Origin of the sequence: Thermomonospora catenispora, assembly GCF_006363815.1 — a bacterium.
GTDB lineage: Bacteria > Actinomycetota > Actinomycetes > Streptosporangiales > Streptosporangiaceae > Thermomonospora > Thermomonospora catenispora.
In genome coordinates, this window is the sequence record NZ_RRYT01000004.1 from 167612 (window position 1) to 181866 (window position 14255).

Sequence of the window (14255 nt, forward strand, 5' to 3'; positions counted from 1 at the left end):
CCGACCGACGCATGTGAAGGAGCAGATCATGGCGCAGATCCGAGTGGGCAGGCCGGACACCGCCCCCGACGCGCCCGCGCACACGCCGGGCGTGCGGGAGGGCAACGCCAAGGGCGCCTACCGCCACCAGGCGGGACACCGCAAGGACGACACCGTGGACGCCCGCAAGTCGACCGGCATCCGGCCCAAGGACCGCAACCCGATCCTGCCCTCGATGCCCAACCTGCCGCCGGGATGACCGATGACCCGACGCACGAGAAACCTTGAGGAAGGAGGCGCACGGATGCGCCTGACGAAGAAGACGCTGACGCTGACGCTCCTCGCCGGACTCGCCGTGGTGTTCTGGCGGGAGCTGCCGGCGATGAAGCGGTACATCAAGATCTCGAGGATGTGAGCGCCTGATGTGCCTGGGCATTCCCGGGGAGATCGTGGCGCTGGTCCCGGACCGCGCCGACCTGGCCATGGTGGAGATCGCGGGCGTCCGGCGGGCCGTCAACATCGGCCTGCTGGGCGGCCCCGCCGGCGGCGTCGGGGTCGGCGACTGGGTGCTGGTCCACGTCGGCTTCGCCATGTCCAAGATCGACGAGGCGGAGGCGGCGGCGACGCTGGCGCTGCTGCGGGGACTGGGCGAGGCCTACACCGACGAGCTGAACGCGCTGGCGGGCTCGGACATCACCTAGAGAGGACCCGAATGCGGTTCGTCGAGGAATACCGCGACGCGAACCGGGCTCGCGCACTGGCGGAACAGATCGCCGCCCTGTGCGAGCCCGGTCGCCAGTACAAGTTCATGGAGGTGTGCGGCGGCCACACGCACACCATTTACAAACACGGACTGCTCGACCACCTGCCCGAATCGGTGACCTTAGTGCACGGGCCCGGCTGCCCGGTGTGCGTGATCCCGATGGGCCGGGTGGACGACGCGATCGCCATCGCCCGGCAGCCGGACGTGATCATGACCTCGTTCGGCGACATGATGCGGGTGCCCGGCGGGAGCGGATCGTTCCTGGACGCCAAGGCCGCCGGCGCCGACATCCGGATGGTGTACTCGCCGCTGGACGCCCTCAAGATCGCCCGGCAGAACCCCGACCGCCGGGTGGTCTTCATGGGCATCGGTTTCGAGACCACCGCCCCCTCCACCGCGATGACGGTGCTGCGCGCCGCCGCCGAAGGGGTGCGCAACTTCTCGGTGTTCTGCAACCACGTCACGATCCTCCCGGCGATCAAGGCCATCCTGGACTCGCCCGACCTGCGGCTGGACGGCTTCCTCGGCCCCGGCCACGTCTCCACGGTGATCGGCTGCCGCCCCTACGGCTTCATCGCCCGCGACTACCACAGGCCGGTGGTGGTGTCGGGCTTCGAACCGCTGGACGTCCTCCAGTCGGTGCACATGCTGCTCACCCAGCTCGCCCAGGGCCGCTGCGAGGTGGAGAACCAGTACACCCGCGTCGTGCCGTGGAACGGCAACCCCCGCGCCCTGGAGGCGATCAACCGGACGATGGAGCTGCGCCCCTACTTCGAATGGCGGGGCCTGGGCTTCATCTCCCACTCGGCGTTGCGGCTGCGCGAGGAGTACGCCGCCTTCGACGCCGAACGCATCTTCCAGATCCCCGGCGTGCGAGTGGCCGACCCCAAGGCCTGCCAGTGCGGCGAGGTGCTCAAAGGCGTGCTCAAACCCTGGGAGTGCAAGGTCTTCGGCACCGCCTGCACCCCCGAGACCCCGATCGGCACCTGCATGGTCTCGTCCGAGGGCGCCTGTGCCGCGTACTACAACTTCGGCCGCTTCACCCGGCGGCGCACCGAGGAGGTCACCCGCGCATGATCACCGAGGAGCAGGTCCTCGAACGCATCCGCCGCGCCCGCGAACGCCGACCCAGGCTCCGCGACGAACGCATCACCCTCGCCCACGGCGCCGGCGGCAAGGCCACCCAGTCCCTCATCGAGTCCACGTTCCTGGAGGCCTTCCGCAACCCCGCCCTGGAGCGGCTGGCGGACGGGGCCGTGCTGGAGGCGGACGAGGCGCGCCTGGTGCTGACCACCGACGGCTATGTGGTCTCGCCCCTGTTCTTCCCCGGCGGGGACATCGGCGACCTGGCCGTGAACGGCACCGTCAACGACCTGGCCGTCATGGGGGCCCGCCCGCTGTACCTGTCGGCCGCCTTCATCCTCGAAGAAGGCTTCCCCACCGACGACCTGCGCCGCATCGTGACCTCCATGGCCGAGGCCGCCGCGGCCGCCGGAGTCGACATCGTCACCGGCGACACCAAGGTCGTCGGGCGGGGGAAGGCCGACGGCTGCTACATCACCACCACCGGCGTGGGCGTCGTGCGGCACGCCCTGTCGGTCGACCGCGTCGAGCCCGGCGACGCCGTCCTCGTCTCCGGCCCCATCGCCGAACACGGCGTCACCGTCATGCTCGCCCGCGGCGAACTCGACATCGAGGCCGACCTCACCTCCGACACCGCCCCGCTGCACGACATCGTCGCCGCCCTGCTGGAGGCCGTCCCGCAGACCCGCATGCTCCGCGACGCCACCCGAGGCGGCGTGGCCACCGTCCTCAACGAGATCGCCAAGGCCTCCGGCACCGCCGTCGTCGTGGACGAGTCCGCCGTCCCCGTCCGCCCCCAGGTGGGCGGAGCCTGCGAACTCCTCGGCATCGACCCGCTCTATGTGGCCTGCGAAGGCCGCTTCCTGGCCGTGGTCCCCGCCGAATGCGCCGAGGCGGCCCTGGACGTTCTGCGCTCCCACCCCCTGGGCGCCGGCGCCGCCCGGATCGCCACCGTCCAGGACGACCCCCCGGGCCTGGTCCTGGGCCGCACCGCCTTCGGCGGCACCCGGGTCATCGACACCCTGGTGGGCGACCCGCTGCCCAGGATCTGCTGAGTCGGGGAGGCCGCACCCGCCGGAAGCACGGTCATCGGCGGCGCGGGGTGACCAGGCCGGACTCGTAGGCCAGCACCACGAGCTGGGCGCGGTCCCGCGCGCCCAGCTTGGTCATCGCCCTGCTGACATGCGTCTTGGCGGTGGTCGGGCTGATCACCAGGTGGGCGGCGATCTCGTCGTTGGACAGGCCGCGGGCCACCAGCGCGGTGACCTCGCGCTCGCGGTCGGTCAGCACCTCCAGCGCCGGAGGCGCGGTCTCGGGACGGCGGGCCACGTACTCGCCGATCAGCCGGCGGGTGATGGCGGGGGACAGCAGCGCGTCGCCGCGGGCGGCGACCCGGACCCCCTGCACCAGATCGGCGGGCTCGGTGTCCTTGACCAGGAAACCGCAGGCGCCGGCGCGCAGCGCATGGAAGACGTACTCGTCCAGGCCGTAGTTGGTGAGGATCACGACGTGGACGCCGCTCAGCCGCTCGTCGGCGGCGATCAGCCGGGTCGCCTCGATGCCGTCCAGCACCGGCATCTGAATGTCGAGCAGGACGACGTCGGGCCGGTGCTCGCGGGCGAGCGCGACGCCCTGCTCGCCGTCGGCGGCCTCGGCCACCACCTCGATGTCGTCCTCGTTCTCCAGCAGCGCCCGGAAGCCGCCGCGGATGAGCGCCTGGTCGTCCACCAGCAGCACCCGGATCATGACGTCCCGCCCAGCGGAAGCTCGGCGCGCACGGTGAAGCCGCCCTCGGGGCGGGGCGCGGCCCGCAGCCGGCCGCCCAGCGCCGCGACGCGCTCGCGCATGCCGAGCAGACCCGTGCCGGGCACGGGCGGGGCGTCGGGGCGGGCCGTGCCGTCGTCGTCGACCTGCACGATGAGCTCCTCGTCGGTGTAGTCGATGCGCACCGTCGCGGCCGCCCCGCCGGCGTGCCTGGAGACGTTGGTGAGCGCCTCCTGGACGATCCGGTACGCGGCCCGGTCCACCTCGGCGGGCAGCCTCCGCCGCGCGCCGGAGATCGTCACCGTCGCCGGCAGCCCGGCCGAGCGCGCCCTCCGCACCAGATCGTCGAGCCGGTCGAGCCCGCTGGCCCGGGCCTCGCCGCCGGAGCCGTCGGGATCGTCGTCGGAGCCGTCGGGGGCGCGCAGCACCTCCAGGGTGGCGCGCAGTTCGCGCATGGCGTCGCCGCTGGCCTCCTGGATGGCCAGCAGCGCGGGAGGCACCTCCTCGCCGCGGCTGCGCGCCAGATGGACGGCCACCCCGGCCTGGACCTTGATGACCGAGATGCTGTGGGTGAGCGAGTCGTGCAGCTCCCTGGCGATGCGCAGCCGCTCCTCGCCCGCGCGGCGCAGGGCCGCCTCCTCGCGGGTGCGCTCGGCCTCGGCGGCCCGCCGCTCGGCCTCCTCCAGGTACGCCTGCCGGTGCCGGGACACCGTCGCCGCCACCCCGGCCGCCACGAACCAGCCGAGCAGCAGCGAGGCGTACTGGAGATCCTCCAGATCCTGCGGGACGCCGTCGCCGGGCGGGCTCACCGCCAGCTCGACCCCCAGGTAGACCGCGCCCGCCAGCGCCGCGGCCGCCCGGTGACCGGCCCTGACCGCGGCGAACACCGACACCAGCACGGGAAAGGACGCCGGCGGGCCCGGCTGGACGCGCACCGCGACGACGAGCATGCAGGCCGTGCCGACCACCAGCGACACCAGGGGCGCCCGCCGCCAGGCGACGAGCGCGAGCGAGCCGGCGAGGGCGGCCGCGAGATCCACCGCGCCCGCATGCGGGACGACGGCCACGACGACCGACAGCCCGAGGGCCATCGTCACGGCGAGCAGGCCGTCCTGGACGAGCGGCCGTTCCCGGAGCATTGACCTCACCCGCGTAGGTTAAGCGGCTTTTCCGGCGGGATCCTCGGCACCGAGGCGGAGAAGCGCACTACTCCCCGCGTAGTAGCCGGACCGTTCCTACTCCGCGGGTGCCGGGCGAAGGTGTCTTCCCCTGCACGACGACCGCAGGCCGGAGAGGACCCCACGATGTCCGGCATGCGCACGATGCGAATCGGAAACGGGCCCCGCCGCACGGGCCCGGGAAGCCGCCGCCCGTCGCCCGCCGCACACGGGCCCGCGACGAGCGGAGAGACGTCGGCCGCCGACCCGGCCGCCGTCCGGCCGGGCCTCACCCTCGCCGCGGTGGCCGTCGTCCAGTTCATGGTGTCGCTGGACCTGTCGGTGGTGAACGTGGGGCTGCCGCAGATCGCCACCGGTCTCGGCTTCGGCGCGGTGGGGCTGACCTGGGTGATCCACGCCTACGCCCTCACCTTCGGCGGGCTGCTGCTCCTGGGCGGCAAGGCCGCCGACCGGTACGGCCGCAGGCGGGTCCTGCTGCTGGGGCTCGGGCTGTTCGGCCTGGCGTCCCTGGCCGGGGGATTCGCCCGGGAACCCGGACACCTGGTCGCCGCCCGGGCCGCGCAGGGCGTCGGGGCCGCCGCGCTGGCCCCCGCCGCACTGGCGCTGCTGACCGCGACGTTCCCCGCGGGCCGGGCCCGGATCCGGGCCTTCGGCGTCTGGAGCGCGACGAACGCCGCCGGGGGCGCCCTCGGCGTCCTGATCGGCGGCCTGCTCACCGAGTACGCCGGCTGGCGCTGGGTGATGTGGGTGAACGTGCCGATGGCCGCCTGTGCGCTGGCCCTGGCCCGGCGAGGCGTCGCCGCCGACCCGCCTCCGGCCCGCACCGGCCGCCCGGACGTGCTCGGCGCCGTGCTGGCCACGGCGGGCATGACCCTGCTGGTGTTCGGCATCGTCCGCACCGACCGGTATCCGTGGGGTTCGGCGGTCACCCTGACGACCCTGGCGGTCGCCGCCGCACTGCTGGCCGCCTTCGTCCAGGTCGAACGGACCACCGCGCGCGAACCGCTGGTCCGGCTCGGCCTGTTCGCCAACCGCTCCGTCGCCGGCGCCAACGCCTACAACCTCCTGGTCGGCGCCGCCATGGCCTCGGCCTTCTACTTCATGTCCCTCTACCTGCAACGGGTCCTCGGGAACGGGGCGGCGCTGACCGGGCTCATGTTCGTGCCGTTCGCCCTCGCCGTGGTCGCCGGCTCCGTGCTCGCCGTCAAGCTCGGACACCGCCTCGCTCCCCGGACGCTCCTGGTCATCGGCGGTCTGCTGACCGCGGGCGGGTTCGCCTGGTTCGGGCTGATCAGCCCCGACGGCGCCTTCACCACCGACGTCCTGGGGCCCTCGATCATCGCCGGCACCGGCTTCGGGCTCTGCCTCGGGCCGGTCGCCTCCGCCGCCACCATCGGCGTCGCGGACCAGGAGACCGGCACCGCCTCCGGACTGCTCAACAGCGCACGCCAGATCGGCGCCGCCCTCGGACTGGCCGCCCTCGGCACCGCGGCCGACGACCGCACCGGCCCGACCGTCACGCCCGAGAGCCTCACCGACGGATACGCCTTCGGCCTGACCCTCGGCGCCGCGCTGCTGGCCGCCGCCGCCCTCATCGCCCTCACCGTCCTGCCCCGGACGCGCCCGGCACCGGTCGCCCGAGCCGACGACCGCGATCGGCTCCCCGCCCGGGACTGACCGGCGAGGACCCTCATGGCCCGAGAAACACCACCGAAAGGACGACCCGCCATGCCCGTCGGCCCGATCGACCTCCAGACGTCCTCGTTCCGCCTCCACCGGGGCGGCGAGGTGCACGTCGAGAGGAGGACCGCCGGATCCGGCCGGGACGGCTGGCGGCTGGCGGCCTTCCACGCGAAGACCGACGCCGACGTCGGAGCCGACCACTGGGAGGTCCATCCCGAGGCCGAGACCGTCGTGTCCTGCCTCATCGGGAAGATGCGCCTCTACCTGCGCCCGGAGCGGCCGGGACGGCCCGAGGAGGAGATCGGCCTGACGGCCGGGACCGCCGTCGTCGTCCCGCGCGGCCGGTGGCACCGCATCGAACTGGACACCCCCAGCAGCATCCTGACCGTGACCTGGCCGCAGGGCGGCCGCCGGGAAAGACGCACCGGACTCCGGGAAGGCCCGCGGTCTCCGTCCCCGCCCGCCGCCGGCCCGGAAACGACCAGGACCCCGAAGGCGGGAGCGCGATGAGCACCACCGGCCTCACCCGGACGAAGGAGCGGTCCGCCCCGTCACCGGCTGACGGCTCCGCGGCGGAACCGGGCCCGGCGGGACTGCTGCGCCCCCATGTCGGGAGCTTCACCGCCGTGGTGACCCTGCAGATCATCGGCGCCGTCGCGGGCCTGGTGCCGCTGCTGGCGGTCGTCGAGCTGGGACGGACCCTGCTGACGCCCGGCCCGATCGATCACGGCCGGGTGCGGCTGATCGTGATCGTGGGCGCGGCCGGCCTGCTGGCCCGGTTGGCGCTCACGGCCGCCTCGTCCGGCATCGGGCACCTCCTCGACGACCGGGTGCAGCTGTCGTTCCGCCGGCGACTGGCCGCACGGCTGGGGCGGGTGCCCCTCGGCTGGCTCTCCCGCCGTGGGACGGGCGAGCTCGTCAAGGTCGTGGGCGAGGACGTCGGCGCCGTGCACCCGTTCATCGCGCACACGCCCGGCGAGCTGGTCGCGGCGTTCGTGGTGCCGCTGGTGTCGCTGATCTACCTGTGCACCGTCGACTGGCGGCTCACGCTGATCACGCTGATCCCGGTGGCGCTGGCCCTGACGCTGGTGCCCCTGATGATGACCCCGGCCCGGCTGCGCGAACAGCGGGAGTTCGACACGGCCATGGAACGGATCGCGAACTCGGTCGTGGAGTTCGTCCAGGGCATCGCGGTGGTCAAGACGTTCGGCGGCTCCGAGCGCGCCCACCGCAGGTTCCACGCGGCCGTGGACGAGTTCGTCGGCTCCTTCTCCCGGATGGTGCGCGGCCTCGCCGGGATCGGCGCGGGGATGCAGGTGGTGCTGTCGCCGCCGTTCGTGCTGCTGGTCGTGCTGACCGGCGGCGCCGTCCTGATCACCTCCGGCGGCCTGCCCCCGGCCGACCTGCTGCCCTTCCTGCTGCTGGGACTGGGACTGACCGCCCCGGTGGAGGCCCTCGGCCACGGGTTCGACGACATGCAGGCCGCCCGGCGCGCGGTCGGCCGGATCCGGGAGGTGCTCGCGGTGCCGCCGCTGCCGGCGCCCGCGCACCCGATCACGCCCCGGGGCCATCGGGTGGAGCTGCGCGGCGTCCGGTTCGGCTACGACGCCGAACACGAGGTGCTGCGCGGGATCGACCTGGTGCTGGAGCCGGGAACGGTCACCGCGATCGTCGGGCCGTCGGGAAGCGGGAAGTCCACGCTGGTGCGACTGCTGCCGCGGTTCTTCGACCCCGCTCACGGCACGATCACCCTGGGCGGTGTCGACCTGCGCCGGATCGACGACCGGGAGCTGTACCGGAGGGTCTCCTTCGTCTTCCAGGACGTCCGCCTGCTGCGCGCGTCGGTCGCCGACAACATCGCGCTGGCGGTGCCGCACGCCGACCGCGACGAGGTGATCCGCGCCGCCCGGCGGGCGAACATCCACGACCGGATCCTGCGACTGCCGCGCGGCTACGACACGGTGATCGGCCAGGAGGCCGAACTGTCGGGCGGCGAGGCGCAGCGGATCGCGCTCGCCCGCGCGCTGCTGGCCGACACGCCCGTTCTCGTGCTGGACGAGGCGACCGCCTTCGCCGACCCGCAGACCGAACAGGCGGTGCGCCGGACCCTCACGAGGCCGACGGGCGACCGGACGGTCCTGGTCATCGCCCACCGTCTGGAGACGATCGCCGACGCCGACACCGTCGTGATGCTGGAGAACGGGACGATCGTCGAGCGCGGCGGGCTCACCGAACTGCTGGCGCGCAACGGCAGATTCGCCGAGTTCTGGCGTTCCCACCGGCCGGCGACGGCCGACGAGACCGGAGGACGCGGCCCGCACGGGGAGGGACTTCGATGATCCGCATGCTGCTGCGCGTGCTCGGGAACGAGCACGCCCGGCCGGTGCGCCGCACCGTGGCCCTGATGACGATGACCGCGGTGGCCGAGGGACTGTCCTACGCGCTGCTGGTCCCCGTGCTGCGGGCGCTGCTGGGGAACGCCCCCGAGGACGCCCGCCCCTGGCTGGTCGCGTTCGGGGCCGCGGTCGCGGGCTACGGGGTGCTGCGTTACGTCAGCGACCTGTCGGGGTTCCGCGTCGGGACCACGCTGCTGCACGGCATGTACCACCGCATCGGCGACCACCTGGCCCGCCTGCCCGTCGGCTGGTACGGCCCGAGCCGCATCGGCGAGGTGTCGGTGCTGGCGAGCCGCGGGGTCCTGCAGGCGATGAGCGTGATCGCGCATCTGCTGGCGCCGTTCATCTCCGCCTGCGCGACCCCCCTGACGATCGTCGTGGTGATGGTCGCCTTCGACTGGCGGATGGGGCTGGCCGCGCTGGCCGCCGCACCCGCCGTGGCGGCGATCCAGATCTGGACGGGCCGCCTGCTGGCCGCCGCCGACGCCGAGCGCGCCGCACGCGACCACGAGGCCACCGCGCGTGTCATCGAGTACCTGCAGGCCCAGCCGGTGCTGCGCGTCGGCGGCCGGACCCGCGAACGCTTCCGGCTGCTGGACGACTCGCTGCGCGAACTCCGGCGCGCCTCCCGCCGCACCGTGCTGTCGACGCTGCCCGGCGTCGTGGGCCTGACGCTCACGGTGCAGGCGGGATTCACCGTGCTGCTGGCCCTGGGCGCCCACCTCGCCCTGGACGGGGAGATCGGCGCGGCAGAGGTCCTGGCGATCCTGGTGCTGGCCGCCCGCTGCGCCGACCCGCTGCTGTCGCTGTCCGACCTCGGCGGCAAGCTCCGCATCGCCCGGTCCGAACTGGCCAGGCTCGAGACGCTGCTGAACACCGAACCGCTGCCGGAGCCCCCGGCGCCGATCCGGCCGCACCGCCACGACCTGGAGCTGGAGTCCGTCACCTTCCGGCACGGCGACCGCACGGTGATCGACGGCGTGTCGCTGTCGGTGCCGCAGGGACGGCGGCTCGCCGTCGTCGGGCCGTCGGGCGCCGGCAAGAGCACCCTGCTGCAGCTGCTCGCCCGGTTCCACGACGTGGACGCGGGCGCGGTGCGCATCGGCGGCGTGGACGTGCGCGACATCGACACCGAGACGCTGATGTCCCAGATCGCCATCGTCTTCCAGGACGTCTACCTCTTCGAGGGCACGATCGAGGAGAACGTGCGGCTGGGCCGCCCCGACGCCGACGAGTCCGAGGTGCGGGCGGCGGCCGCCGCCGCCCGGCTGGACGAGGTGATCGAACGGCTGCCCAAGGGCTGGGCGACCGACGTCGGCGAGGGCGGAGCCCTGCTGTCGGGCGGCGAACGCCAGCGCGTCTCGATCGCACGGGCGCTGCTGAAGAACGCCCCCATCGTCCTGTTGGACGAGGTGACCTCCGCGCTCGACCCGGTCAACGATGCCGCCGTCCACGACGGCATCGAACGCCTGATGGCGGGCCGGACCGTGGTGATGGTGACGCACCGGATGCGCACCGCGCGACGCGCCGACCGCGTCGTCTTCCTCGACGGCGGTCGCATCGTCGAAGAAGGCGACCACGACGAACTGCTGCGCCGAGGCGGCCGCTACGCCGACTTCTGGAACCTCGCCATGACCCCGGCGGGCGAATGACCGGGCCGTTCGCCGGCTGTCACATCTGCCGCCGGCGGCCTGGTGAATCTCATCCGTGTCGCATCGGACCCCTGTGCCGTATTGGGCCGAATGACGCTCGAGGCCACAGCGCCGTGTCCACGAGCACGTCTACATTCGGCTGCTGCGGGAGAACGCGGGTGCGGAAACCTCCTCCCTTCCGCTCTTCGCACGGCCTGTGCCTCGCAATGCCGCCTGCCCCGAGCACGGTATGTGGCCTGATGCGGCCCATCTGGGCACGGCTGAGTTTGGTATGTCTCTTACCGGCATGCCCTCCCACGCGACAGGAGTTTTCGATGGCGTTTGAACCCAGATTCCGTCGAGTCGCGGCGCTGGAGCGGCGGTTCGTCGATCGTGAAGGTCCATTGGCGGCGGTGGCCGAGGAGCTGACACGGATCGGCGACGGCCCTCGGGTGCTCAACCTGACGGGAATCGGGGGGATCGGCAAGTCTCGACTGCTGCGAGAGATCCGGGAACGCGTCGAACGGGGCGGGTATCGCACGGCTGTGCTGGACCTTCAGGTACCGGCACTGCGTCAACAGGCGGATGCTCTGGCGGTGCTTCGGGTGCGGCTGGGCGAACAGGGTGTCCGTTTTGACCGCTATGACATCGCCTATGCGGTTCTGTGGCAACGCCTCCATCCCCACCTGCGGATCAATGAGCGTGATCTGCCGTTCGCCCAGGACAGTGAGGTGCTCTCCAGCGTGCTGGACGCCGCCTCGGGCGTTCCCGTCTTCGGGACCGCCATCGGGCTCGTTCGCCTGCTCGAGCGGGCGCGTTCGGGCCAGCGGCGACGACGGGCGCTGAAGATCGACACGACGCTCAAGCAGTTGGACGAGCTGCCCAACGCGGAGCTGGTCGATGCCGTGACGTACTACTTCGCGGAAGACCTGCGCGACGATTCCACCGAACGCCCGTACACGATCTTCATCGATGCCTACGAAGCGATGCGCGGCCAGGACGACGCCTGGTTGCAGGACCTGGTGGCACAACTCGACCGCGGACTGACCGTGATCGCCAGCAGGGAACCCGTGCCCTGGGACGGCGAATGGGAGCAGGTCATACGGACGGAGCCGATCGACGGCCTACCCTTGGAAGCCCGACTGGAACTGCTGGCGGACGGCGGGATCGACGATCCGCAAGAACGGTGGGCGATCGCGACCGCCAGTGAAGGGGTGCCGTTCTACCTGCATCTCGCAGTGGACACCCGGTCGCGGGGCGTGGGAGGGGTCGTGTCCGGAGCAGAGATCTTGCGGCGATTCCTCCAGCATGTGGATCCCGCGGAGATCCGTTTCCTGGAACTGCTGTCGGTGGCGCGGCTGTTCGACTTCGAGGTCTTCCGCAGGCTCGCGGCGGCTTTCGACCTTCCCGGTCACCGAATGGCATGGGAGTCGCTGACCTCCTATTCCTTTGTCTATTCGGCAGGGGCGGATCACCTTCAGCTGCATCAGCTCATGGCCGGAGCGCTACGGGAACGTCTGTCACCGGAAGTACAGCGAGACGTTCACCGGGTGCTGCGCACGATCTGGGACGAGCGCGGGAATCTGCACGAGGCCGCTTATCACGGTCTGGCCTCCGGTGATCTCACTGAGGCCGAACTGCTGGAGTACGCGGACGAGATCAAGACCAGGGGCGGCGCGCGAGGGATCGGGGGGCTGCTCGCCGAGCTGGGCGATCGGCCTGACATGGCCAACGCCGCCCGCTGCCTCAAGGCCGAGCAAGCGATCCTGCTCGGCAACATCGAGCAGGCGGGAGCGCTCACTGAGGGGGTGCCCCTCTCCTTCGGGACGCCAGCCGCCGAGCGGCTGGCCGTGGCGGCAGGGCACGCTCGGCGGATAGCCGGCGACACCGCGGCCGCATTGGACATCTACACCCGTACTCTCCAGCACGCATCCGGCGGGTGCCGGCTCGACGCGGGGCTGTGGGCCGCGGACCTGCACATGGCGCAGGGCCGATTCGACCAGGCCCGGCAGATCGTCGCCGAGATCCAAAGCGATTGCGGCGACCAAGACGCCGAGCTGCGCGGGGACCTGGCCCGGTTGCTCCACCTGGCCGACCGGTTCTGTTACGACTTCGACGGGGCACGCCGTCATCTGGATGAGGCGACCCGGTGGTATGTGGAGGCCCAATCGGTTTTCGGGCAGAGCGCCGTCAAGACCAATGAAGCAGAACTGCTCGCGTGGACGGACCCTCGGGCGGCCGTGCCCGTCGCGGCCGAAGCCGTCGAGGTGCACAGGGAACTGGGGGCACTGCACGAGCTGGGGAAGGCGTACACGGCGCTGGCCCAGGCCCAACTTCTGCTGGGGCGGCTACAGGAGGCGGCAACGTCGCTGGAGCAGGCGTGCGACGCGCTGGAACGGGCGCGCTATCGCTCCGGTCGGGCCCGTGCGGAGCTGTTGCGGGCGTTTCTGCTGGCGCGACGCGGACTGCCGCTGAAGGCGGCGGACTCGGCTCGGCAGGCGGTGGCCGAGCTGCAGGCGGTCGAGGTCTACCCCACCTTGATCCTGCTCGCGGCACGGCTGCTGGAGGAGCTGGGGTTGCCCGACCCCGAGGTGGAGAGGGCCGCGGGACAAGCACGTGCGGTGTTGGGCGAGGCGTTCGACAACGTCACAGCCGAGCGGGTCGACCAGCTGCTCGGGCTGCAACCGACCGCTTTGTACGAGGCGGCGGTGCGATCACCGGAGGCCGCGGCCGGGTTCTACAACCAGAACGTGCGGGTCGGAGACCTGCTCGTCCGGGTGCCCATCGCCGGGGCGGACGGAATGGATCTGAAGATCTGGCCGGAGAACGAGGTGCTGGCGGCGATCGGACCGCACCTCAACGAGGAGACGTGCGAGCGTGTTCCGCGGCTGAGGTTCGCTTCGGCGAACCCGATGTACCAGATCCATGAGTTTGTCGTCGGCGAGGTCCTGGACCAGACCGCCCCGCGCGGGGTTCGGGTGCCTGCGCATGTCCTGGGAGATGTGGCCGAGCTGTTCCGCCTCTTGGCGGAGGTGCCGTTGCGGGAGCTGCCGGCACTGCCGGAGGGCTGGCCTGAGGACGGGGACACCGTCGCGTTCGCGCGGCGGCTGTCAACGGTGACCGGGCAGGTGTACGAGACGTTCCGGCACGACTACGCCATCGAGTTCCGGGAATTGGGCATCCCCGTGGCTCTCCCCGGTGCGGTGGGACACGCTGACTCGTCGTCCGTTCTGCCTGCTGCACTCCGATGTGCACCGGAAGAACATGATCATCACCGAAGGGCGGACTGTCTTTTTGGACTGGGAACTGGCCCTGTGGGGCGATCCGGTGTACGAGCTGGCCGTCCACCTGCACAAGATGACCTACTTCGACGACGAGCGTGACGTGCTGTTGGACCGCTGGCAGCGCACCATGCCGCTGGACATGACCCAGGGGTGGCGTAGAGACCTGCAGACCTACCTGGCCCATGAGCGCGTCAAGTCCGCCGTCGTCGACACCGTCCGATACACCCAGCTGGTCCGTTCGGGGGATCAGACTCAGGAGCAGGAACGCCACCTGCTCGACAAGCTCACCGCAAAACTCAACGCCGCCGGTGCCTACTGGGGTTGGAGCCGTCCCATCGACCGCGACCGGGTGGAACGGGTCGTGCGCGCCGATCACTGACGGGCATCGGGTCACGGGCGTTCCGGAGCATGGGCTGCCGTAGACGAGGTCGGAAGGGCGTGGACGCCGATGACGACCTCGATGTGCAGTGGCGAGAGAGCGGAAAACCGGGCCG

General features: G+C 71.9%; 13 protein-coding genes. 11 read left to right on the top strand and 2 right to left on the bottom strand.

Features of this window, described 5'->3' with window-relative positions:
- Positions 1–28 precede the first annotated feature (28 nt).
- Genes EIO00_RS05335 through hypE form a run of 5 tightly spaced genes read left to right on the top strand, consistent with a single transcriptional unit; the run spans position 29 to position 2880 of the window.
- Positions 29–238: a hypothetical protein gene (locus tag EIO00_RS05335; protein WP_140175795.1), complete on the top strand. Its 210-nt coding sequence runs from the start codon at positions 29–31 to the stop codon at positions 236–238.
- Between the two features lie 45 nt (positions 239–283).
- Positions 284–394, top strand: coding sequence for a DUF6893 family small protein (locus tag EIO00_RS25870; RefSeq protein ID WP_422100026.1), 111 nt, complete (start codon positions 284–286; stop codon positions 392–394).
- 7 nt (positions 395–401) lie between these two features.
- The gene (gene hypC / locus EIO00_RS05340) at positions 402–680 is read left to right on the top strand and encodes a HypC/HybG/HupF family hydrogenase formation chaperone (protein ID WP_140175796.1); all 279 of its coding nucleotides are present in this window, start codon (positions 402–404) and stop codon (positions 678–680) included.
- A gap of 11 nt (positions 681–691) precedes the next feature.
- Entirely contained in the window at positions 692–1819 is a 1128-nt protein-coding gene (hypD, locus tag EIO00_RS05345; protein WP_140175797.1) for a hydrogenase formation protein HypD, read from the top strand.
- A complete protein-coding gene (gene hypE, locus EIO00_RS05350; RefSeq protein ID WP_140175798.1) occupies positions 1816–2880 on the top strand; it encodes a hydrogenase expression/formation protein HypE in 1065 nt (354 codons plus the stop codon). Before hypD ends, hypE begins: the two co-directional genes overlap by 4 nt.
- 31 nt (positions 2881–2911) lie before the next feature.
- Here the strand turns inward: hypE and EIO00_RS05355 are convergent, their stop codons facing one another.
- Positions 2912–3571, bottom strand: coding sequence for a response regulator (locus tag EIO00_RS05355; RefSeq protein WP_140175799.1), 660 nt, complete (start codon positions 3569–3571; stop codon positions 2912–2914).
- Positions 3568–4728 carry a sensor histidine kinase gene (locus EIO00_RS05360; protein ID WP_140175890.1) on the bottom strand — a complete coding sequence of 387 codons (1161 nt, stop codon included), beginning with the start codon at positions 4726–4728 and terminating at the stop codon, positions 3568–3570. Before EIO00_RS05360 ends, EIO00_RS05355 begins: the two co-directional genes overlap by 4 nt.
- Before the next feature lie 321 nt (positions 4729–5049).
- Between EIO00_RS05360 and EIO00_RS05365 the strand changes: the two genes are divergently transcribed.
- The 6 genes from EIO00_RS05365 to EIO00_RS05390 all read left to right on the top strand — a co-directional run bounded on the left by EIO00_RS05365 (position 5050) and on the right by EIO00_RS05390 (position 14140).
- Complete coding sequence (locus EIO00_RS05365) at positions 5050–6444, top strand: MFS transporter (protein WP_241661126.1); 1395 nt, start codon at positions 5050–5052, stop codon at positions 6442–6444.
- Between the two features lie 51 nt (positions 6445–6495).
- Positions 6496–6960: a cupin gene (locus EIO00_RS05370; RefSeq protein WP_206664039.1), complete on the top strand. Its 465-nt coding sequence runs from the start codon at positions 6496–6498 to the stop codon at positions 6958–6960.
- Entirely contained in the window at positions 6957–8789 is a 1833-nt protein-coding gene (locus EIO00_RS05375) for an ABC transporter ATP-binding protein (RefSeq protein ID WP_140175800.1), read from the top strand. The genes EIO00_RS05370 and EIO00_RS05375 overlap by 4 nt, the downstream gene beginning before the upstream one ends.
- The gene (locus tag EIO00_RS05380) at positions 8786–10498 is read left to right on the top strand and encodes an ABC transporter ATP-binding protein (RefSeq protein WP_140175801.1); all 1713 of its coding nucleotides are present in this window, start codon (positions 8786–8788) and stop codon (positions 10496–10498) included. Before EIO00_RS05375 ends, EIO00_RS05380 begins: the two co-directional genes overlap by 4 nt.
- A gap of 314 nt (positions 10499–10812) precedes the next feature.
- Positions 10813–13860, top strand: coding sequence for a tetratricopeptide repeat protein (locus EIO00_RS05385; RefSeq protein ID WP_206664040.1), 3048 nt, complete (start codon positions 10813–10815; stop codon positions 13858–13860).
- Positions 13742–14140 carry a phosphotransferase gene (locus EIO00_RS05390; RefSeq protein ID WP_140175802.1) on the top strand — a complete coding sequence of 133 codons (399 nt, stop codon included), beginning with the start codon at positions 13742–13744 and terminating at the stop codon, positions 14138–14140. Before EIO00_RS05385 ends, EIO00_RS05390 begins: the two co-directional genes overlap by 119 nt.
- Positions 14141–14255: the final 115 nt, after the last annotated feature.